The sequence below is a fragment of the Saccharothrix stipae genome (genome assembly GCF_054781895.1).
The window spans coordinates 52,860-73,775 of sequence record NZ_BAAGTN010000021.1 but is presented as its reverse complement, the minus strand read 5'-3'; the positions used below and the strand labels follow the sequence as shown (position 1 = coordinate 73,775).

Genomic DNA, 20,916 nt, shown 5'->3' with positions numbered 1-20,916 from the left:
CCGTCTCGCTGCTCAAGACCTGGAAAGTCCTGGCCAAGCTCCGCTGCTGCCCACGCCGAGCAACCGCGATCATCGCAGCCATCCTCGTCCTGCACCACATCGACACCCGTCGTCAACCACGATGAAAAAGGTTCACTGACGGTACGGATAGCAGTCTTCGGGTCACCTTGAACAGCAGGGATACGACCACCCGGACATGTTCCCAACACCGTGACAGCCTTGCTCTACCAGCAACGATGACTTTTCGAGCGGCACACCATCGGCATGCCCGCGAACCCCGGCGAACCTCCCCGGGATCGACTGCCCGGATCGCGGCCTTGATCAACGGTTGGCGAAAGGCTGCGGGCAGCTCGACGGCAGCCTCGGCGGGGCCCGGTGTCTCATACAGGACTTCCCCCGAAAACCTTCCCGTTACATCTTGACGTCGTCGATGTTATCGCTCACAGTCCACCTGGTGCGTTCGTCACACCGCCAGTTGGTCTAATGATCACCTACATCCCTACATGCTCATGCCCGGATTCGTCAGCACCCGCAGTAGGGGTGTTAGCGCTAACAAGTTGTGTTGTGGGCCGTCGTCCGTGCGCGGGTGTCGTCGGGGCCCGCGCCGATGCGGCCCGCCTCAGGTCGGCGGTCCCAGTGAGGAAAGGAAACCGCTATGTCGGTTGGGTTTGCGCGTTCCGCGAGGTGGCGTCGTCGGTTGCGGTCGGGGTTGGCTGCGGCGGCGGCGGTGGCGTTCGTGGGCGGGTTGCTCTCGGTGGTCACGACGGCGGCGTCGGCCGCCACGGTGGACACCACGGCGTGGTACGTGCTGGTGAACCGCAACAGCGGCAAGGCCCTCGACGTCTACAACTTCTCCACCGCCGACGGCGGCAACCTCGTCCAGTGGACCCGCACGAACGCCGACAACCAGCAGTTCCAGTTCGTGGACTCCGGCGGCGGCTACTACCGGATCAAGTCGCGGCTCTCGGGCAAGGTGCTGGACGTGTCCAGCTGGTCGACGGCCGACGGTGCCGCCATCCACCAGTGGGCCGACCACAACGGCACGAACCAGCAGTTCCGGTTGGCCGACTCCGACGGCGGCTACGTCCGGTTGATCAACCGCAACAGCAACAAGGCGGTCGAGGTCCAGAGCGCGGCGACCAACGACGGCGGCAACGTCGTGCAGTACAGCGACTGGGGCGGCGCCAACCAGCAGTGGCAACTCGTCCGGGTCGGCGGGGGCAGCGGCACCTGCGCGCTGCCGTCGACGTACCGCTGGACATCGACCGGCCCGCTGGCGAACCCGAAGGCGGGGTGGGCATCGCTCAAGGACTTCACCGCCGTCGTCCACAACGGCCAGAAGGTCGTCTATGCCACGACGCACAACACCCTCACCGGTCAGGACGGGAGGTGGGGATTGACGACCTTCACCCCCTTCACGAACTGGTCCGACATGGCCACCGCCACCCAGAACACGATCGCCCAGGACACGATTCCCGTCGACGCCTTCGCGCCGACGCTGTTCTACTTCGCCCCGAAGAACCTCTGGGTGCTCGCCTACAACGGGGGTTGGCCACAGCCCTTGTCCTACCGCACCTCGAGCGACCCCACCAACCCCAACGGCTGGTCCGCGGAGCAGGTGCTGTTCACGGGCACGCTCCCGGTTGGGGCCCCCCTCGACGTGACCCTCATCGGCGACGACACGAACATGTACCTGTTCTTCGCCGGCGACAACGGCAACATCTACCGGTCCAGCATGCCCATCGGGAACTTCCCCGCCAGCTACGGCTCGTCGTACACGACGATCATGAGCGACACGAAGGAAAACCTGTTCGAAGCGCCGGAGGTCTACAAGGTCCAGGGTCAGAACCAGTACCTCATGATCGTCGAGGCGATGGGCGCGAACGGGCGCTTCTTCCGCTCGTTCACCGCCACCAGCCTGGACGGCACGTGGACACCGCAGGCCGACACCGAGAGCAACTCCTTCGCCGCCAAGGCCAACAGCGGCGTCACCTGGACCAACGACATCAGCCACGGCGATCTGCTTCGGACCAACCCCGACCAGACCAAGACCATCGACCCCTGCAACCTGCAGTTCCTCTACCAGGGACGCGACCCCAGCTCGGACGGCATGGACTACGGCATCCTGCCGTACCGGCCGGCCGTGCTGACACTGCAGCGCTAGTCGGTGGCGTGACACAGGTCCGACTCCGGTGTTCCCGACGTTCGCGGGCGACGACGTACGCCGGACCGGGTGAGCGTCACGGCGCGCGATCAGGAACGGGTGGAGCTTAAGCGGGCGGGCTCGGCACAAGGCCGAGCCCTCCCGTGCACGCGGAGAACCCGGATGGTGGCGGCCTCGTCCTGGTCGACCACGAGACGCGGAACGTGCCACGCCTGGTGAGGTGGTCGGTTCCGGGGTTTGTCGAGTGAGCCGGGGTCGCCGGTGTCCGAGTTGGTCACCGGGCGGCGGCGTAATCGTGCTGCCGGAGGATCCACACGTTGGTGGCAATGATCGGCGGGGTGAGTGGCTTGTCGACGAACCGTTCGGGGTTGCGCCGGCAGGCGGCGGTCACGACGTCGGCGCGGGCGGCGACCATCCAGACGACGGTGTAGCGGCTGCCATGGGACGCCGACCGGCCGAACCCGAACTCTGGCCCGTATTTGGCCCGGACACCCGTGGACGGCCGGACTTCACCGGACATGGCCGGACAGATGACTAAGGCCCTTGACCAGCGTGTACGCCGGTCAAGGGCCTTGTCGTGCTGGTGGAACGATGTGCCCCCGGCGGGATCGCACCAAAGGATGGGACCTGGGCTGGCCACCGGTTTTACGCCGGTCGGCTTGTGGTCGAGGCCTGTCAACGCGTTCACCCGGCTGACCGCGCTCCCGCGACCGATCACCTGAACACCGGCCCACGCCCCGACGAGCAGTCGGCGGAGGGCTCCCGGTCAACATGCCGGGCCATCGGCGTGCCCGCGAACTCCGGCGGACCTCCCCGAGATCGACTACCCGGATCGCAGCCTTGATCAACGGTCAGCGAAAGGCGGAGGGTCGGCTTGACGGACGCCGAGCTCGGCGAGGCCCTACGGGACTTCCTGCGAAAACCTTCCCGTTACATCTTGACGCGGTCGATGTTATCGTTCACAGTCCACGTGGTGCGTTCGGTCACACCGCCGTTGGTCCCCTAACATCCATCGCCTCTGTACCCCTACGTATTCCCTGCACACGGATCGTCTTCGAAGAATGTTAGCGCTAACAAGCTGCTTTCCGGGCAGTTGGCCGTGCGCGGGTGTCGTCGGCGTCCGCGCCGATGCGGCCCGCATCGTGTCGGCGATCCTCAATGACGAGAGGAAAGACGCTATGTCGGTTGGGTTTGCGCGCGCCACGAGGTGGCGTCGTCGGTGGCGGTCGGGGGTGGCCGCCGCGGCGGCGGTGGCGTTCGTGGGCGGGTTGCTCACGGTGGTCACGACGTCGGCGTCGGCCGCCACGGTGGACACCACCGCGTGGTACGTGCTGGTGAACCGCAACAGCGGCAAGGCGATGGACGTGTCCGGCGTTTCCACCGCCGATGGGGCGGCGATCCACCAGTGGGCTCGTCACGGCGGAGCGAACCAGCAGTGGCAGTTCGTGGACTCCGGTAATGGCTACTACCGGTTGAAGTCGAAGAACTCCGGCAAGGTCCTCGAAGTGGGCAACTGGTCGACCGCCGATGGCGCGAAGGTCCAGCAGTGGACGGACCACAACGGCACGAACCAGCAGTTCCGGCTGGCCGACTCCGACAGCGGCTACGTGCGCCTGATCAACCGCAACAGCAACAAGGCGGTCGAGGTCCAGAACGCGGCGACCAACGACGGCGCCGGCGTCGTGCAGTACGGCGACTGGGGCGGCGGCAACCAGCAGTGGCAGCTCGTCCGCGTCGCCGAAGGATGGAATCCCGATTCGTCGTACACGACGACGGACACCGGCGAGGGCACCTACGCGGTTCCCATGCTCAACGCCGACGTGCCGGATGTCAGTGTCGAGCGCGTCCCCGCGTCGCAGAACGACGAAGGGCGCGACGTCTACTACATGGTCAGCACGACGATGCATCTCAGCCCGGGCGCACCGATCATGAAGTCGTACGACCTCGTCAACTGGGAGATCGTGAGCTACGCGTTCGATCGCCTCGACATCAGTGATGCCGCGTCCTTGCGCAACGGCCGGAACTCCTACGGCGAGGGACAGTGGGCCTCGTCGATCCGCTTCCACGACGGCACCTACTACGTGCTGATCAACTCGCTGAACCTCGGCGGCGCCTTCCTCTACCGCACCGACGACATCGAGAACGGAGCGTGGACCAAGACGGCGTTCGGGCGAGGCTTCCACGACCCATCGCTCTTCTTCGACGACCCCAACGGCGGAACGCCGTACATCTTCTACGGTGGCGGTGGCGCCAGCGCGGTTCGGCTGAACCCGACGCTGACGGCGGTCGAGCAGGACTTTCCGGACGTAATCCGGCGCAGCGACTACGCGGATAAGCCGTACATCGGCAACGATACGATCTTTGAGGGCGCCCAGGTGGCGTTCATCGACGGCTACTACTACGTGGTGATGATCACCTGGCCCGGCGACGGTCGGCAGGTCGTCATGTTCCGCTCGACCGAACTGCTCGGGCGCCTCGCGGCTACCCCGGCGCCCTACGAGTCCCGTGGAGCGCTGAACTCGAACGGATTCGCCCAGGGCAGTCTCGTGCCCATCTCGAATGACGCGGGCGACGACGACTGGTACGGCTTCTTCTTCCGCGACTCGTATCCGGTCGGTCGCATTCCGGCGCTGATCCCGGCGACCTGGAGCAACGGGTGGCCGACCTTCGGCAATAACGGCGTCGTGCCGGTCGACGGCGTCTTCCAGAAGCCGATCAGGCTCACCCCTGAGCAGGAGCGCTTCGAGCGGCTCAAGAGCATCGTCGTGTCCGACGACTTCGACAACGACGCACCGCACCGTGCCTACCAGGACGAGCGGTGGACGGTGCCGACACCACCCGACATCGACGAGACGCTGGTCGGCGTCGAACTCTTCGGCAATCCCGGCGTGGAGTCCGGGAGCACAGCGGGCTGGATCGCCAACGACGGCGCGACGCTCTCGACGACGACCGACGCACACACCGGCTCGACGGCTCTCGCGGTCACCGGGAGGAACGCCACGGGATCGGGGCCGGCGCAGAACGTCACCGGCAAGCTACAACACGGCGTCACGTACGACGTCTCGGCATGGATCAAGTACGACAACCCGGCGAGCCCGGCGACCAAGCAGTTCCTCATCACCGCTCGGTACGGCGGCAGCAACACGACCTTCGCCAACCTCTCGCCCGCCACGGCCGTGACCCGCGGGAACTGGGGCAAGGTGTCCGGGTCGTTCACGATTCCTGCATCCCAGGCTCTCTCCGATGTCCGCATCTTCATCGAGACCCCCTGGGTGAGCAATCCGTCGTCAGACCCCAATACGCACCTCATGAACTACAAGGTCGACGACGTTTCACTCGTCGGGCGGCCGGCCGCCGAGCCGCCGCATCCCGATGAAATCGCCCCGAACGGGTCGAACCTCGACCTGGCCTGGGAGTGGAACCACGCGCCCGACAACCGGTACTGGTCGCTCACTGACCGCCAGGGGTGGCTGCGGTTGACGGCCGGCAAGGTCGTGACCGGTGCGTACACCCACCGCAGCCCCGGTGGCGAGCTCACCTGGCTCGAAGAAGCACGCAACACGCTCTCGCAGCGCTCCTTCGGACCCCGGCAGTCGGCCGAGACGAAGCTGAACATCTCGGGCATGAACAACGGCGACGTCGCCGGTCTTGCAGCGTTCGGCCACGACTTCTCCTACATCGCGGTCAAGCGCGTGAACGGGGTGAACACGGTGGGAGTCGTCCATCGCGGACGTCCCTTCACCGCACCGGTCGACCAGGCGGCGATCGAGAGCTTCCTCCCGGGCACCGCTACGGCGCTCGGGGGTGCCACGGAGGTGCACCTGAAGGCAGATCTGGACTTCGCCCGGAGTCCGGAGCGGCTCTACACGACCTTCTATTACAGTTTGAACGGGATCGACTGGACCAAGCTCGGCAACGCCGTCGGGCCGCTCGAGTTCGGCGGATCGATACACTTCATGGGGCACCGGGTCGCACTGTTCAACTACGCGACGCAGCAGACCGGCGGCCACGTCGACTTCGACCGCTTCCTGCTGAGCGACACGCTGACGTCGCAGAACCAGCCGCTCGACGAAGGCGACCTGGATGCCGCGATCGCCTACGCCGAATCACTCGACTCGGGGGACTATCCCGTCGAAGCGTGGGCGGCGATGCTCGACGCGCTCGCCGAAGCGCGAACGGTGGCAGCAGGGGTGGTCGGCACGCAGAACCAGATCGACGCCCCCGAGCGAGCGCTCAGCCATGAGCTCGCCCGCCTCGGAACGCTGAAGGCGCCGGCGCCGTGACTCGATGTCGAGCTGACGGCCGGCACCCGCTGCGTGGCCGGAGAGGTGGTCGTCACGGTGCGCGCGGCCAACGCGGAGGAAGTGCCGACCACGGTCGCCTTCGAGACGCCGTATGGCAGCAAGTCCCGGGCGTCGGTCGCCCCCGGCGCGAACGCGGTGCACGCTTTCACGACCCGACTGGTGAGCCTGCCGGAGGGAGCGGCATCCGCTGAGCTCTCGGCGACCATCGACGGCGAATCCGTCTCGACGGAGAGCGAGGCTCCGTACCCGGCTCGCACATGCACCTGATCTGAGCGGCACGGACCCCACCGACCAGGGTCCGTGCCGCTCAGAACCCGGCCCCGAGGCCAACCTCGGGACCGGGCCTCCAACGTCCCCCAGGGACCTCAACCGAAGAGAAGTCGTGGAACCGCGACGGCGCAGACGCGTGCCGAGGCGACCAAACCCCCTCCGACCACGTCCACAACCTCACGGGGAAGAACGCCCAGCGCCAATGGGCGATCTGATGAGATCGTGCGTGGCCGCCGTCCTTCCGGCGACAGCCACCACCCGCACCGAACGACACCCGTGACGAGAACTACCAGGTCGCCTACGCGACCGGCTCTTCCCGCTCGGCCCGTGGACGAAATGCGGTGTCGTGCTCCAGAAGCGACTGGAGATCGGCATCAAGAGCCCCGGTCACCACTCGGTGGTGCAGGTGCCCGGCACCGACACCTTGTACATCGCCTACCACCGGTTCGCCGTGCCGGGTGGCAACGGCACCCACCGTGAGGTCACCGTCGACCGCATGACGTTCAACGCCGACGGCACCATCGCCCCGGTCGTCCCCACCCTCTGATCCGAGGAGAACAACCCGTGAAACGAACGCTGTCGCGGATCGGCGCGATGCTGGGCGCGATGCTCATGCTGATCAGCGCCCAGGTCCTGTTCGCCGTGGACCGCGCGTCCGCAGCGGACCCGTTCACCGGCTACCTGATGGTGCACTTCACCGGCGAGCACGCCACCGGTGAGCAGATCTACCTCGCCCACAGCCGCGACGGCCTGCACTGGAACGACCTGAACAACGGCGCTCCCGTCCTGCTGTCCACCGTGGGCACCCGCGGGGTGCGCGACCCGGCGCTCGTCCGCTCGCCCAACGGCGACAAGTTCTGGATCATCGCCACCGACCTGCGCATGGCGAGCGGCCCGTCGTGGGACGACGCGGCCAACCGGGGCAGCACCCAGCTCGTTGTCTGGGAGTCCACGGACCTGGTGAACTGGTCCGCGCCGCGCCTGCTCAACGTGGCCGGCGCGATCTCCGGCGCGGGTGACGCGTGGGCCCCGGAGGCGATCTTCGACCCGGCGACCGGTGACTACGTCGTCTACTGGGCGACGAACGCGACTCTCGACGGCGTCAAGAAGCACCGCATCTACTACACCCGGACCACCGACTTCCGGACGGTCACCGCGCCGACGCTCTACATCGACCGGGGCGCGGCGGGTCATGGCATCATCGACACCCAGATCGTGGAGTCGCCCACCAGCGTCGGCGGCTTCCGCTACTACCGCGCCTCCGCCGACGGGCAGATCACCATCGAGGGCAGCAACTCGATCCTCGGCTCGTGGACGCGGATCGGCGACCTGTCCCACATGGGCATCTCCAACGATTGGGGGGCCGACGGCAATGTGGTCGAGGGCCCGATGTGGATGCCGTTCAACGGTGGCAACGAATGGGGCCTGTGGCTGGACCAGTTCAAATCCGGCCGCGGCTACATGCCGTTGACGTCGACCAACCTCGGCAGCACGAACAACTTCCGCACGGTGTCGGACTACTCGCTCGGCACCAACCTCAAGCGCCACGGCGGCATCATGAGCCTGACCGCCGCCGAGGAGAGCCGCGTGCTGGCCAAGTGGGGCGTGAGGCCGGTCAACCGCCTGCAGTCGTTCAACTACCAGGACCGCTACGTGCGCCATGCCGACTTCGACGTGCGCATCGACCCGGACGTCAGCCCTCTGCAGGACTCCCAGTTCCGGATCATGCCCGGCCTGGCCGACTCCTCGGCGGTGTCGTTCGAGTCGGTCAACTACCCCGGTTACTACCTGCGGCACGTCAACTACGACTTCGTGCTCGCGTCCTACGACGGCACCACGCAGTTCCAGGCCGACGCCACGTTCCGCCAGGTCGCCGGGTTGGCGTCCTCGACGTGGAGCTCCTTCCAGTCCTACAACTACCCCGACCGCTACATCCGCCACCACGACTACCAGCTCAAGCTCGACCCGGCCGCCACCGCGATCGCGCGCAACGACGCCACGTTCCGCCTGACCAGCTGACCAAGCCGAACAGCGTTGAAGGGGCGGACGCACAAGCGTCCACCCCTTTATTCGAGTCGAAAGTGATCGTCTTCCAGTATTGATCGCTCGTGATCGAGGTCGAGGGCGCGCACCGGTTGTCGCCTGCGGAGCGTGAGGTGCTGCGGTTGCGGGTGGTGGCCGCGTTGGAGTCCGGGTGGGTCGAGGGCTATCGGCAGGCCGCGGAGGTGTTCGGGGTCTCGGAACGCTCGGTGGGCGCCTGGTGGCGGGCCTACCGGCGGGACGGTCGCGACGGCCTGGCGACCCGCACGGGGCGTCCCGGCCCTGCCGAGCTGATCGGTACGGAGGATCGGGGCACTCTGTTCGCGGCGATGGCCGACTACACGCCCGAGAAGTTGCTGATCGGCGGGCCGCTGTGGACCCGTCAGGCGGTGGTCGAGCTGATCCGGCTGGTCGTCGGGGTCGAGACGACCGAGCAGGGCGTGGGGTTGTGGCTGCGTCGCCACGGGTTCACCCCGCAACGCCCGGCCCGTCGCGCCTATGAACAGCAGGTGTGTTCACCGTCGCGCACGAGGCGTTCTGGTCCGCCGCGCGCACCGCGCACGGCGACTCCGCCGGAACACGTGCGCTGATCGAGGTGCTGCTCCTGCGCAGGCACCTGCCCGCCGCGGACGTGATCGCCGGGATCACCATCGCCCTGGCCGCCGGGGCGAGCACCTGCGACGTGGTGGCGCTGGAAGCGCGCAAGGCGGGCAACCTGCGCCGCGACGCCGACATCGAACCCGCACCCTTGCCGGGTTCGGGCCGGGTGATCAGCCTGACCGAGTGCCGCTTGGCCGGCCCGGGGTGCTGCCACCTGACCGGCGGCCACCTGTGCGGTTTCAGAAGTCGGCCACAGCTCCTGACCTGCACTTCAGGCCGACGCAGGTTCGTGGTCGTTGATCAAGTAGACGGGAACGTCTGGCGTCGCACCGGCCTGGTTCCACCCGCGCATCGGGTGGCAGTTCGCGACCTCAAGGAGCACACGGGAGCGGACCGTGGGAGCAAAAATGGGAGCCGTCGGACGCGCTCAACAGCGTTGACCCGGATTCAACGGCTCCCGATAGCCGTGTTTTTCTGCGGAAATTCTGTTTCTGCTGGTAGAGGCATTGTTCAGGCTTCATTCACACGCAAGCATTCTGGGCGGCCGTCGGCGCCGACGTGTCCGGCGGCTACAAACGGCACCACCTCTGCTCCCACGTCCGACCGAGCTGATCATGTTGAGCAGGCGGAACCATGTTCATCGGACATGCACGGAAGTTCGGACATCTGTGCAGTCCACTACGGACATCGACATTTGGGGCGTCTGGGGGCACCGTCGGGAGCGGAGGGCCTGGTCCGGCTGATCAACTACCTCGACGGCCAGCACGTCCGCCTCGCCGGCGACTTCCCTCCAGCGTCCCGACTGCGCCAGCCTCTTCGCATTCTTCACCCGCACCGTCGGCGGCGTCGGGCCGGCAAGGAGTTCCTGGCCCACTTGAAGGAGCGCACGGAGAACCGTGACAAGGCGATCTCGCCCATTTCCAACGGCAACCAGCTCAAGGCCATTGATCGCTGGGGTCGGAGCAACCCCACGATCTGTCCGTCATCCGCCCGCCCGTGCTCGTCGCCAACGGCGACAACAACCGGATGGTGCCGTCGAAGAACTCCACCGACCTTGCCCGGCGGGTGCCGAACGGCGAGTTGGTGATCTACTCCGACACCGGCCGCGGCGGCATCTTCCAGTTCCACCGGCAGTTCGTCGAGACGGCTCTCAAATTCCTCGAACGGAAGCAGGTGCCGAACACGGTCGTCGGCTGAGCCCAGGGCAGTGACGTCCTTTGGGCTGAGTATTCCCTCAGCCCATAAAGGCGAGGCCGTTCTCGATCCCCCGCTCAAGGACTTCATCGGAGAACTTACGGTCGGACAGGGCGCGGGACAATTGCAACGTCCCCACCATCATGGTGAACAGCCCGATGGCCTTGCCGCGAGCGGACTGCGGATCCGCAGGTTCCAGGCGGGCGGCGATGTCCTCCACGATGGCCTTCACGCCGTCGGTGTAGGCCTGTTTGGTCGCCTCCCCGCAGCGGCCGATCTCGTCGAGGAGAGCGGCGGAGGGGCATCCAAGGCCAGGGTTGTCCCGGTGCTCGACCGACAGATAGGCGCGAAGGAGATCCTCGAGTCCCGGGCGGCCGGGCCGCAGAGTGTCGAACGTCGCTAGTTGCCTACGCAGTTCCTCCGCGACAACGGTGGCGACAAGGTCGTCCTTGGAGGCGAAGTGGGCGTAAAAGGCTCCGTTGGTCAGCCCGGCATCCGACATCAGCGTGGCAACGCCCGAGCCATCGATGCCGTCGGCCTTGAACCGATGCCCGGCCTTCTCGATGATCCGCTGCCGCGTCACCTGCTTGTGCTCCTTGGCGTAGCGCACCACGAGCTTCCTCCATTCGCTCCGTAAGGCCATTGCCTCGCGCTCAAGCCTAGCCCGTTGGCTGACGTACATAATACCATAGGGTCTCGGTAGCACGGCCTAAAATCCATACAGACCTACCTACCTTTGACCTGCAGGAATACAAGGCGCCCCGCCACCTGTGTGACCCCTGTTCAGGACAGTTTGCGTTGAGGGTCTTCCCGGTGGAGGTCATGGGCAGGGCGTCGACGAACTCGACGATGCGCGGGTACTTGTAGCCGGCGAACTGCTCCTTTCCCCAGGCTGTCAGCTCGGCCTCAGTCGTACTGTCGCCGGCCTTCTTGACGACGACGGCCTTGATCTCTTCCCCGTGACTCACGTGTGGAACTCCGATGACGGCGACCAGGGAGACTGCGGGGTGCTCCATGAGCACCTCCTCGAGCTCGCGCGGGTAGACGTTGAACCCGCCACGAATGATCATTTCCTTGGATCGATCGACGATGAAGTAGAAGCCGTCCGCGTCCTTGCGAGCCAGGTCTCCGGTGCGGAACCATCCTTGGTTGATGGCCTCCGATGTCGCCTCGGGACGCTTGTAGTAGCCCTTCATGACGTTGTGGCCCTTGATCGCGATCTCCCCGGTCGCGCCGGCATTGTCAGCCACATTCGACCAGTCATCGTTGATGAGCTTCATCTGGACCCCGGCGATGGGCCGGCCGATCGATCCGACCCGGGGCTCCTCGCCGTACTTGGCGAATGACGCGACCGGCGAGGTTTCCGAGAGCCCGTAGCCCTCGAGGATCGTCACGCCGAAACGTTTCCTGAACTCTTGGTGGATCTTGGCCGGGAGCGCCGACCCACCGGACACGGCGATGCGGAGCTTGGCGACGAGCCGGGCAACGTCAACGCTGTCGTCGAGTGCCTCGAGCAGTCCCCAGTACATGGTCGGTACGCCGCCGAAAAAGGTTACGCCATGCTCGAGCATGAGCTGGAGGGCTTCGCGGGCGGAGAACCTCGGTTGCAGGACGAGGGTTCCGCCGAAGGCGATGGCGCCGTTCTGGATGACCACCTGGCCGAAGGAATGGAAGAGCGGAAGGACGCACAGGTAGACGTCGGGTGCCGCGGGGTCGGGCTCGAAGAGCCGGACCCCGGCTTGGACGTTGTCGTACACGTTGCGGTGTCTGAGTTCTGCGCCCTTGGGCTGTCCGGTGGTGCCGGAGGTGCAGAGGATGACCGCGGTGTCGTCGTCGGTACGCTCGACCGTCTCGAACGTCTCTGGCTGCCCGGCGACAGCGGCGGCATAGATCTGGTCCGGGGTGAGGCCGTCGACAGATGCGCCGCTGCCGATGAGGAAGAACTGTGTGGCCCGGTAGGCGGCCTGAAAGGCCGACCATGCCTCGCGCCCGATCGGGAGCTCCGAGCTGCCTTCGAAGGCGAAGTACGCCGTTGCGTCGGAGTCGTTGAGGTGGTAGGCGATCTCACGTGCCTTGAGGAGCACGTTCAACGGCACGACAACCGCGCCGGCCTTGAGGATCCCGAAGTAGATCGTCGTGAATTGCGGGATGTTCGGACAGGACAGGGCCACATTGTCGCCCACGCGAACGCCGTGCTCGATCAGCAGGGTCGCCACCCGGTTGGATGCCGCATCGAGTTCCGCGTAGGAGATCTGATCGCCACCGAAGACGATCGCCGTGCGCGCCGGGTATCGCGACGCGGTGCTGGTCAGCACACCTGAGACGTTCCGGGTCGAACTCGATTCGACTGTCGCCGCGTCCAGGCTTGGAGCGTTATTGAGAAGGTCACCAGCCTTGGCGGTAGTACTCGAGGGTGGTGACGATGCGGATGAGGGTGGGGAGTTCGGTGAGGCGGGCCCGGTAGCCGGTGGCGAGGATCTTCCATGCCTTGAGATGGGCGATGGCGTGTTCGACGGCCCAGCGGATGCGGCTGACGCTGGTGTTCCAGGTCTTGTCGTGTGGGGTGTGGTGTTGGTGGCCGGGGCGTTTGCGGCGGGGTCGGATGGTGGGGGTGCCCTGGTAGCCCAGGTCGGCGACGACCTCGTGGTCGGTCAACAGGTCGGCCAGACCGGTGAGGGTGTAGGCGGTGCCGTCGTGGGTGCGGCCCTCGACGGGGTCGGTGACGGCGAGCAGGGTGCCGTCGAGGGTGGACAGGACCTGCACGGTCATGCCGGCTCGGCGGTGTTTGGCGTTGAAGTTGGGTGTGCGGTGGGAGGCGTGGTCGTGGGTGGGGATCAGGGCTCCGTCGACGAGCACGACCCGGCCTGCGAGTGCGTCGGGCAGGGGCGGGGTGTGCACGCGGAGGACCTGGCCGATGAGCGGCGCGATACGGCGGAAGATCCGGGAGACGGTGGGCTGGGAGACGCCGAACCAGTCCGCGGCCACGGTCTGGGACAGGTTCTGGCGTAACAGCACGAGCGTGAGCAGCACCGACCGGTACAGGCCCAGCACCTGGGGACGTCCCTCCGGCCGCTCCGACGACGTCAGGACCTGGTGGATCCGGGCGACCAGCTCCTGGATCTGATCATGGTCCAGGCCGGTCGTAGACTGGTAGCGCAACAGCCCCGCCTCGTGGTGGATCGTTTCTGTGAGAGGAAACCGACCCTACCCAGACGGGGCTGTTGCGCTACCACCCCAAGATCAACCTTCTGAATAACGCTCTTGGCTTCGGTGTAGTCGAGTAGCGACTACACCGAAGCCCCGCAGGTGTTACTCGTCGAGGAACTGAAGGGCGTGCTTCAGGAACCGCTCGGGATACTGGAACTGCGCTCCATGCCCGGCGTCGGGGTAGATCAACAGTTGAGCGTTGGGGATGTTCTGGGCGAGGTGCCAGGAGTTGATCGAGGCGATCATCACGTCGTTCTCGCCGTTGAGGACCAGCGTCGGCTGGGTGATCGCGTTCAGGTAGGCGTAGGGATTCTCACCCGGCAGCGGTTCCGTGTAGGTCGCGAACGCTTCAAGCTGTGCCTGTGCGACTTCGAGCGAGCTCGGCGAGTCCTGGTCGGCCCGCTGATGACGTCGCTCCCAGAAGGCCCGGCCCGCTTCCCGCGCGGCTTGCGAGCGGCCGAAGAACAGGAAGAGGAAGTCCTCCAGGTCCAGATCCGGATGCGTTGCGACTTCAGGCACCTTGGGGTCCATCGTCTGGTCCCCGCCGCGCAGGCCGGTGCCGAGCAGGAGGAGCTTGCGCACCAGCTGGGGGTGGCGCAGCGTGACCTCCTGTACCTGGAAACCGCCCATCGAGAAGCCGAGCAGATCGACCTGCTCCAGCCCCAGCGCCTGGATGACCGCGGCGATGTCGTCGGCCATGTCCTCGATCCGGTTACGCGGCTTGCCGGATGACGAGGCGATGCCGCGCCCGTCGAACAGGATGACCTCACGGCCTTCGGCCAGGCCGTCGGTGAGCAGGGGGTCCCAGTGGTCCAATCCGGCGCGGAAGTGCGGGACGAAGAAGAGCGGGACACCGGAGGCCTTGCCCCAGCGTCGGTAGGCGAATCGGTCGCCGTCGACCTCGATGAAACGAGTCGGCGCAGTCAGGTGCGTGTCACTCATGGCCTGATCTCTCTGTAGTGGGTGAGCGATACGATGATGGTCGTAATCTAAAAAGTCGACCACTATGATGACGGTCATAATCTAAGAGCCCGTGAAAATAACCGAAGTCTGTTTTAGATAGTGATGTTGATCATCGATGTCGAACTCGTCATCAATGGCTCCTGGTCTGTGCGTAGTCGGGGCACCGTGTTGTTCCTGACCTCAGCTGGTCAGGAAGTCCTCGCCTGCACGCGCGTCGAGGCGTCCGAGAATGCTCTGGACCGTGCGATCCCGCGTCAGGTTGGAGTCCAGGGCGGGTGCGACGATGCCGCGGACCCTCGAGATCACTGTCCACCTGCGCGGACGAAACACCCGCGCATCCCGGCGGCACAGACCCTCGACGATGGCCTCCGCAGCCTGTTCGGGGCTGATGCGCTTGCGCAGGAACCTCGGTTGGGTGTCGAGCAGCGCCTGGGCTGCCGGATCCTCGTCGATGCTCTGCCTGATCATGTCTGTGTTGATCATCGCGAAGTAGGCGGTCGTGACGCTGACGCCATGAGCGGCGAGCTCGACCCGCAGTCCACGGCCAAGCTGCTCGACCGCTGCCTTGCTCATCGCGTACGGGATCGTGCCGGCACCGTTGACGAACGCGAACACCGACGAGATCAGTACGAGCCGACCACGGTTCTCGATGAGGCACGGAAGGGCAGCACGCACCGTGTTGAGCACACCCCGACGTTCACGTCGAAGAGCCGATCGACCACCGGAGCCGATGACGCCCGAAGGGGCACGCCCCGCGCGACCACACCAGCATTCGCGATCATGATGTCCAGACGGCCGGTGTCCCTGACGACGGTCTCGACCGCCCGGGTCACGTCGCCGAGGTCGGTCACATCACCGACCAGGAAGGTGACCCCCTCGTCGATCACCTCGCCCGCGGCCGGGCGATGCAGATCGACCACGAACACTCGAGCACCAGCGGCGGTCAGCGACCGCGCGGTCGCTGCCCCCAGGCCCCGGCCGCCGCCGGTGACGAGGGCGACCTTCCCGGCGACCGACCTGTCGGACCTCTCAGGCGTCGAGGAATCCCACAACCTCGGAGACGAACTGCCGGTGGTGCTGGAAGACGCCGCCGTGCCCGGAGTTGGGGTAGATCTTCAGCCGGGCGTTGGGGATCCGGCGGGCCATGTCGGTGGAGTTGCTGCTCGCGACCATGAGGTCGTGATCGCCATTGGCGACGAAGACCGGCTGGGTGATCACTGAGAGGTCGTCGGGTTGGTCCAGTCCGGCCGCGCGGATGGCCTTCACCTGCGCGCGTCGAGCCTGCAGGGAGATCTTTTTGTCGCGATTGTGGGTGCGTTCCTTGAGCCGGGCGAGGTAGTCCTTCGAGGCCTGCTTGCCCTCGGCGTCGCGCGGGAAGAACAGGAATGTCCTGGGGTCTTTCAGGGCGAGTGCGGACTTGGCATAGGCCTTGACCACGACCTTGTTGATCTCTTTGATGCCGCCGCCTCCGCGGGGGCCGGTGCCGGCCAGGATCATCCGGCGTATGAGTTCGGGTGCCTGCAGGACCACCATCTGGGCGACTCCGCCGCCGAGGGAGAACCCGAGGAGGTCGACCTGCTGGAGTCCCATCGCCCGGATGAAGGCGATGGCATCGCGGCCCATCTCCTCGACGGTGTCCGGCACGGATCCTCCGGACGCGCCGACCCCGCGGTTGTCGAACGCGATCACCCGGCGATGGGCGGCGATGCCGTCCATGACCCTGGGGTCCCAGTCATCAAGGACAGCCATCAGGTGGTGCAGGAACACCACCGGAACGCCCTCGGCCGGACCGAGCTCCCGGTAGGCGAACGGCACCCCGCCGACGTCGATCGTGCGGGTGGGCACGTCGACCCACGTCATGCTCTTCGTCGTCGTCATCTGACCCCATCGGCTTCGGCGCGAGGACCGTGGCTCCGCGCAGTTATATTACGACCGTTCGTCTTACGGTTGTAATATACATGCCCGAACGGTGGTGGCAAGTGCTGCCCACCCGCTGCTCCCCGTGGGACCCCCGGTGCTGGGGTGTCTGTAAGAGCCGTGCAATGGAGTACATGGGTTTGATGTTTGTCCAGGTCAGAAGGCTCATGGCGCGAGCCTGCGGCGAACCTTCAGGTAGTCGACGCCGATATTACAAAGGCTCCGGCACCTGCCCTGGTTGCGCCCGTCTTACCGACGCCCCGACCTCCTCCTCGCCTGGGGATACGACAAAACCTCCCTGGCCCAGATCGCCAGGGAGGCCGGCGTCTCCACCGGCACCCTGTTCAAGCGGTACCCCTCCAAGGCTGCGCTGTTCGCAGCCGTCACCTCCGAGCAACGGCAGCTGGACGTGCAGTACGCCGCACAGCCCCGCCCGGCGATCCCCGGTACGGACTGGATGGCTCTGGCGGTTCGGTGTGGCCCAACTCGGGCGGCTTGACTCGGCTCCACCGATCGGACGAACAAGAGCGGCAAGGACGGCGGAAAGTCCTGCTCAACTGCTGTCATCGCCCGACTTGCGGCAAGAAGGTGGGCCACCGCAGGCTGCCCCTGGTGGGGCCGAATGGAACCGCCCAAGCCAGGCTGGACCACATCGGCCCCGACTACGCCTGCCTGGTCTCGCGGCCCGGCACGGGGGCGCTGTGCCGCCTCATCATCACCGCCCCGGCACCGGGACAACCGCGGTACGGGTTGCCCCTCCGCCGTGCTGCTCGACGAGATCGGGCGCTGCGCGAACGAGACCAAACACGCCTACACCGACGGTGCACGGGCCATCGTGGAGGAGATCGCCACCCGGCTGGCTCCCGGCGATCCACGGTCGGCACGCGGAAAGGCGCTCGGGATCTTCACGATGGTGGTGGGAACGCTGCAGCTGTCGCGTGCCCTGTCCGACCCGACGTTCGCCGACGAGGTTCTCGAACAGGGCATCCAGAACGCTCTCGCGTTGATGGGCTGAGCAACGCTCTACCGTGCAAGGAATTCGAGGGCCTTGTTCACGAACTGACCGTGGAACTGGAAGACGCCGCCGTGGCTGGCGTCGGGGTAGATCACCAGCTCGCTGTTGGGCAGGCGGCGGGCCAGGTCGTTCGTGTTCTTCGTCGGGATCATCCGGTCGCTCTCGCCGTTCGCGACGAGTACTGGCTGGCGGATGACGGACAGGTCGGTCGGTTGTGCCAGTCCCCAGCGGTGGATGGCCTTGAGCTGCGCGCCGTAGGACCGCAGCGAGATCGCCTTGTCCCGGTTCTGGGTGCGTTCCTTGAGGCGTGTCAGGAACTCCTTGCCGGCCCGACGGCCGTTCGGGGTCCTGGTGAAGAAGAGGAACTGCTTGGGGTCCTGGAACGTGAGCAGGCCTCGGACGGTGTCCAGGTGCGCGATCCTCGTGACGTTCTTGATGCCCTCACCGCCGGCGGGCCCCGTGCCCGCGATGACCATCTTGCGGACGAGTTGCGGTTCGTCGGCGGCGATCACCTGAGCGATCATGCCGCCCATGGAGAAGCCGAGGAGGTCGACCTTGGTCAGCCCCAACGCCCGGATGAAGATGACGGCGTCCCGCGCCATCGCCTGGATGGTGTTCGGGGTGGAGCCGGTGGACGCGCCGACACCTCGGTTGTCGAACGTGATGACCCGGTGTTTCGCGGCGACGCCGTCGACGACCCGTGGGTCCCAGTTGTCCAGGACCGCGGCCAGGTGGGTGAGGAAGACCACCGGGACGCCGGTCGTCGGGCCGAGCTCGCGGTAGGCGAAGTCCACGCCACCGGCGGAGATGGTGCGGGTCGGTGCGTCCCGATAGGACGTCACCACGCCCTGTGACTCTTGTTTGTTGTTCATGACCACTTCTTCTGTTGGTTGGGATCCTCAGTGCGTGAGGAAGAGGTCGACCTGCGCGACGAACTCGTCGATGTGCTGGAACAGGAACCCGTGGCCCGCGTCGCTGTAGAGAACGAGGGTGGAGTTCGGGACCTGCTCGACGGCCTTGTAGGAGGCGAAGGCGGGGATCATCACGTCGTGGAGGCCGTTGGCGTACAGCACCGGCTGTCTGATCGCCCGCAACTCGGACTGGAGCTGGTCCCAGTCCACGGTCAGCAGACGGGCGACAGCGGCGAGCTGACCGTGCGCGGCCTCCTCGGTCACCGCGGGGCCGCCGTCCGCCAGGCGTTTGGCGACCTTCGCGAGGTGCTCGCGCCCGGACGCGCGGGCCTGCTCGGTCTCGGGATAGAACAGGTAGAGCAGGTCCTCGGCGTCCGCGTCCGACTTGGCCATGATCGAGAGCACCCGCTCGCTCATCTCCGGGGTGCCCGGCGCCACGCCAGGACCGCTGCTACCTGCGACGATAACCCTGCGTACGAGATCGCACCTGCGGAGAGCGACATGCTGGGCGACGATGCCACCCAGCGACCACCCCAGCAGGTCGACCTGCGTCAGACCGAGCGCTTCGATGAACTCGATCGCACCATCGGCGAACCCCTCGGCGGTGTCGCGCGGCTCACCGCTCGTGTAGCCGATGCCGACGTTGTCGAACAGGATGACATCGCGGTCCACCGCGAGGCGGTCGACGAACTCCGGGTCCCACCAGTCGATGGTGCCGCGGAACCGCATCAACAGCACCAGAGGTACGCCACCCCGGGGCCCCGTGCGGCGGTAGGTGAACACCGCGGACGGGCCGGCGGCGGTGTGGTTCTCGAGGGCGTCAGCTGTGTAGGTCGTCATCAGTCTCTCTTCGTCTGGGCTGCGAGCCAATTGAAGTATGACCATAATTCAATCCTGCCCGCAAGCCCGCGCCTCGAACGAGATGACGTGAGCCGGCCTACATCGACCAGATCCGCCCGGCCGTCCCGAGTACCTGCGCCAGCAGGCGCAGCTGTCCCTACGCCGGCTGCGTGTGGAGCGGATCGACCTCTACCGGCTGCACCGCCTCGACCCGACCGTGCCGCTCGCCGACGAGATCGGGGCGCTACGCCAACTGCAGGATGAGGGCCAGGTTCACCACATTGGCCTCTCCGAGGTCACCGTCGAGCAACTGCGCGAGGCGCAGGAGATCGCCCCGATCGTCAGCGTGCGGAATCGCTACAACCTCTCCGATCGGCGCTCCGAGGACGTGCTCGAGTACTGCGAGCAGCACGGGATCGCGTTCATCCCATGGCTGCCGATCAAACCCTCGGTTCACGAGGCGAACTCGCCGATCGGCTCGAAGCCACCCAGGTTCAGCTCGCGCTGGCCTGGTTGCTGCACCGCTCGCCGGTGATCCTGCCGATCCCCGGCACGTCCTCCCGCATCCACCTCGAGGAGAACCTCCGCGCTGCCAGTCTCAAGCTGTCCGATGTAGACCTCAAAAGCCTCGGCTGAAAGCCGTCGAACAACAAGCGCATCCGGCAGCTGGTCGCGGCGACGGCGGTCGTAGCCGGTATCCCCGCGTTCCGCGGCCAGCACACCGCACCGCCCGCAAGCCTTCTGGCGGACACGCCTACTCCCGCACAGACCACCCGTACAGAGCTGCGTTCTGTGGCCAACCAAACGCTCAACTGGCCAACTGTCAACGGTCACTGGACGTCACACGGCTGCCGGTCGGGTGCCTGCCGAACGGAACGCCCTGCGATCGACGGCCTCTGTTGGCCACAGCGGCGTGGACCCGATCGACCGCTGGCCCGTAACCATCCCCGATCATCGCTCTCCGGTCGGCGACTTGGGTGCGCGACCAGAGGACGTGCCCGGGTCGGTGTCGATCAGTTGGTCTGGTCGTTGTCGGGGTCGGCGAGTTTGGTCAGCAGGTCGACGACGGTCTGTTGTCCGGTGGCGAGGGCGTCGAATTTGCCGCGCATCTCGGTGAACCCGTCGCCGACCGTGGTGCCGAGGTCGGTGAGGTCTTCGCGCATGGCGTTGAAGCTGGAGGTCGTGGCTTGGCGGAAGTCGCGGATCTCGCCGCGGAACTCGGAGACGTCCCGGTCGGCGCCGCCGGCCAGGACCCGTGCGGCGGCGTCCTGGGTGGTCGCGCGGACCAGGCCGGCCAACTCCTCGACGCGGGCCTCCAGTTCGACGACGCGGGCCTCCAGGTTCTCGGGCTCGGCCATGCCGCACAGGTGAAGCCTCGCGGTCCTGCCCACTGTCACTGCGTCATCCGGGTGTGTTCGTTGCGCTCTTCGGGTGTCGGCGGGGTTGTCGGACGTCATGGTCGTTGTGGCGGTCGGTCCCGGTGTCGTCTCA

The 20,916-nt window shown here is 66.3% G+C and carries 20 protein-coding genes and 2 pseudogenes; 12 read left to right on the top strand and 10 right to left on the bottom strand.

The features are described 5' to 3' along the window. Window positions 1-125 (top strand): annotated as a pseudogene (locus ACYVLT_RS35000) (IS5/IS1182 family transposase); the annotation flags it as partial. Between the two features lie 530 nt (window positions 126-655). Further along, window positions 656-2,164 (top strand): non-reducing end alpha-L-arabinofuranosidase family hydrolase, encoded by a 1,509-nt coding sequence (locus ACYVLT_RS34995; protein WP_461124449.1) that lies wholly within the window; start codon window positions 656-658, stop codon window positions 2,162-2,164. Window positions 2,165-2,438: 274 nt separating this feature from the next. Here ACYVLT_RS34995 and ACYVLT_RS34990 read toward each other — a convergent pair whose 3' ends face one another. Beyond that, the gene (locus tag ACYVLT_RS34990) at window positions 2,439-2,852 is read right to left on the bottom strand and encodes a hypothetical protein (RefSeq protein WP_461124448.1); all 414 of its coding nucleotides are present in this window, start codon (window positions 2,850-2,852) and stop codon (window positions 2,439-2,441) included. A gap of 544 nt (window positions 2,853-3,396) precedes the next feature. Between ACYVLT_RS34990 and ACYVLT_RS34985 the strand changes: the two genes are divergently transcribed. From ACYVLT_RS34985 to ACYVLT_RS34960, 6 genes are all read left to right on the top strand, one after another. Next, a complete protein-coding gene (locus ACYVLT_RS34985) occupies window positions 3,397-6,447 on the top strand; it encodes an RICIN domain-containing protein (RefSeq protein WP_461124447.1) in 3,051 nt (1,016 codons plus the stop codon). Window positions 6,448-6,492: 45 nt separating this feature from the next. After that, window positions 6,493-6,735 carry a hypothetical protein gene (locus ACYVLT_RS34980; protein ID WP_461124446.1) on the top strand — a complete coding sequence of 81 codons (243 nt, stop codon included), beginning with the start codon at window positions 6,493-6,495 and terminating at the stop codon, window positions 6,733-6,735. Window positions 6,736-7,084: 349 nt separating this feature from the next. After that, a complete protein-coding gene (locus ACYVLT_RS34975) occupies window positions 7,085-7,285 on the top strand; it encodes a family 43 glycosylhydrolase (RefSeq protein WP_461124445.1) in 201 nt (66 codons plus the stop codon). A gap of 17 nt (window positions 7,286-7,302) precedes the next feature. Continuing rightward, complete coding sequence (locus ACYVLT_RS34970) at window positions 7,303-8,757, top strand: glycoside hydrolase family 43 protein (RefSeq protein ID WP_461124444.1); 1,455 nt, start codon at window positions 7,303-7,305, stop codon at window positions 8,755-8,757. A gap of 89 nt (window positions 8,758-8,846) precedes the next feature. Next, on the top strand, window positions 8,847-9,368 hold the full coding sequence (locus ACYVLT_RS34965) for a winged helix-turn-helix domain-containing protein (RefSeq protein WP_461124443.1): 522 nt from the start codon (window positions 8,847-8,849) through the stop codon (window positions 9,366-9,368). Between the two features lie 1,006 nt (window positions 9,369-10,374). Beyond that, window positions 10,375-10,575: an alpha/beta fold hydrolase gene (locus tag ACYVLT_RS34960; protein WP_461124442.1), complete on the top strand. Its 201-nt coding sequence runs from the start codon at window positions 10,375-10,377 to the stop codon at window positions 10,573-10,575. A 37-nt stretch (window positions 10,576-10,612) separates the two neighbouring features. Here ACYVLT_RS34960 and ACYVLT_RS34955 read toward each other — a convergent pair whose 3' ends face one another. From ACYVLT_RS34955 to ACYVLT_RS34930, 6 genes and pseudogenes are all read right to left on the bottom strand, one after another. Further along, window positions 10,613-11,185 (bottom strand): TetR/AcrR family transcriptional regulator, encoded by a 573-nt coding sequence (locus ACYVLT_RS34955; RefSeq protein WP_461124441.1) that lies wholly within the window; start codon window positions 11,183-11,185, stop codon window positions 10,613-10,615. A gap of 46 nt (window positions 11,186-11,231) precedes the next feature. Further along, window positions 11,232-12,887 carry a long-chain-fatty-acid--CoA ligase gene (locus ACYVLT_RS34950; protein ID WP_461124440.1) on the bottom strand — a complete coding sequence of 552 codons (1,656 nt, stop codon included), beginning with the start codon at window positions 12,885-12,887 and terminating at the stop codon, window positions 11,232-11,234. A gap of 70 nt (window positions 12,888-12,957) precedes the next feature. After that, complete coding sequence (locus tag ACYVLT_RS34945; protein WP_461124439.1) at window positions 12,958-13,731, bottom strand: transposase family protein; 774 nt, start codon at window positions 13,729-13,731, stop codon at window positions 12,958-12,960. A 150-nt stretch (window positions 13,732-13,881) separates the two neighbouring features. Then, on the bottom strand, window positions 13,882-14,721 hold the full coding sequence (locus ACYVLT_RS34940; protein WP_461124438.1) for an alpha/beta fold hydrolase: 840 nt from the start codon (window positions 14,719-14,721) through the stop codon (window positions 13,882-13,884). Between the two features lie 201 nt (window positions 14,722-14,922). After that, window positions 14,923-15,794: pseudogene (locus ACYVLT_RS34935) on the bottom strand (SDR family NAD(P)-dependent oxidoreductase). Further along, window positions 15,772-16,620: an alpha/beta fold hydrolase gene (locus ACYVLT_RS34930; RefSeq protein WP_461124437.1), complete on the bottom strand. Its 849-nt coding sequence runs from the start codon at window positions 16,618-16,620 to the stop codon at window positions 15,772-15,774. The pseudogene ACYVLT_RS34935 and the gene ACYVLT_RS34930 overlap by 23 nt, the downstream one beginning before the upstream one ends. 277 nt (window positions 16,621-16,897) lie before the next feature. Here ACYVLT_RS34930 and ACYVLT_RS34925 point away from each other — a divergent pair, with 277 nt between their 5' ends. Both ACYVLT_RS34925 and ACYVLT_RS34920 read left to right on the top strand, forming a co-directional pair. Next, complete coding sequence (locus tag ACYVLT_RS34925; RefSeq protein WP_461124436.1) at window positions 16,898-17,158, top strand: TetR/AcrR family transcriptional regulator; 261 nt, start codon at window positions 16,898-16,900, stop codon at window positions 17,156-17,158. A gap of 264 nt (window positions 17,159-17,422) precedes the next feature. Continuing rightward, entirely contained in the window at window positions 17,423-17,674 is a 252-nt protein-coding gene (locus tag ACYVLT_RS34920; RefSeq protein ID WP_461124435.1) for a hypothetical protein, read from the top strand. Between the two features lie 8 nt (window positions 17,675-17,682). Here the strand turns inward: ACYVLT_RS34920 and ACYVLT_RS34915 are convergent, their stop codons facing one another. Beyond that, window positions 17,683-18,546: an alpha/beta fold hydrolase gene (locus ACYVLT_RS34915; protein ID WP_461124434.1), complete on the bottom strand. Its 864-nt coding sequence runs from the start codon at window positions 18,544-18,546 to the stop codon at window positions 17,683-17,685. Between the two features lie 27 nt (window positions 18,547-18,573). Next, window positions 18,574-19,425, bottom strand: coding sequence for an alpha/beta fold hydrolase (locus tag ACYVLT_RS34910; RefSeq protein WP_461124433.1), 852 nt, complete (start codon window positions 19,423-19,425; stop codon window positions 18,574-18,576). Window positions 19,426-19,597: 172 nt separating this feature from the next. Here ACYVLT_RS34910 and ACYVLT_RS34905 point away from each other — a divergent pair, with 172 nt between their 5' ends. Then, window positions 19,598-19,960: an aldo/keto reductase gene (locus ACYVLT_RS34905; protein WP_461124432.1), complete on the top strand. Its 363-nt coding sequence runs from the start codon at window positions 19,598-19,600 to the stop codon at window positions 19,958-19,960. Further along, a complete protein-coding gene (locus tag ACYVLT_RS34900; protein WP_461124431.1) occupies window positions 19,939-20,061 on the top strand; it encodes a hypothetical protein in 123 nt (40 codons plus the stop codon). Before ACYVLT_RS34905 ends, ACYVLT_RS34900 begins: the two co-directional genes overlap by 22 nt. A 377-nt stretch (window positions 20,062-20,438) precedes the next feature. On the opposite strand, the gene ACYVLT_RS34895 is transcribed toward ACYVLT_RS34900, so the two are convergent. Further along, entirely contained in the window at window positions 20,439-20,783 is a 345-nt protein-coding gene (locus ACYVLT_RS34895; protein WP_461124430.1) for a permease, read from the bottom strand. Window positions 20,784-20,916: the final 133 nt, after the last annotated feature.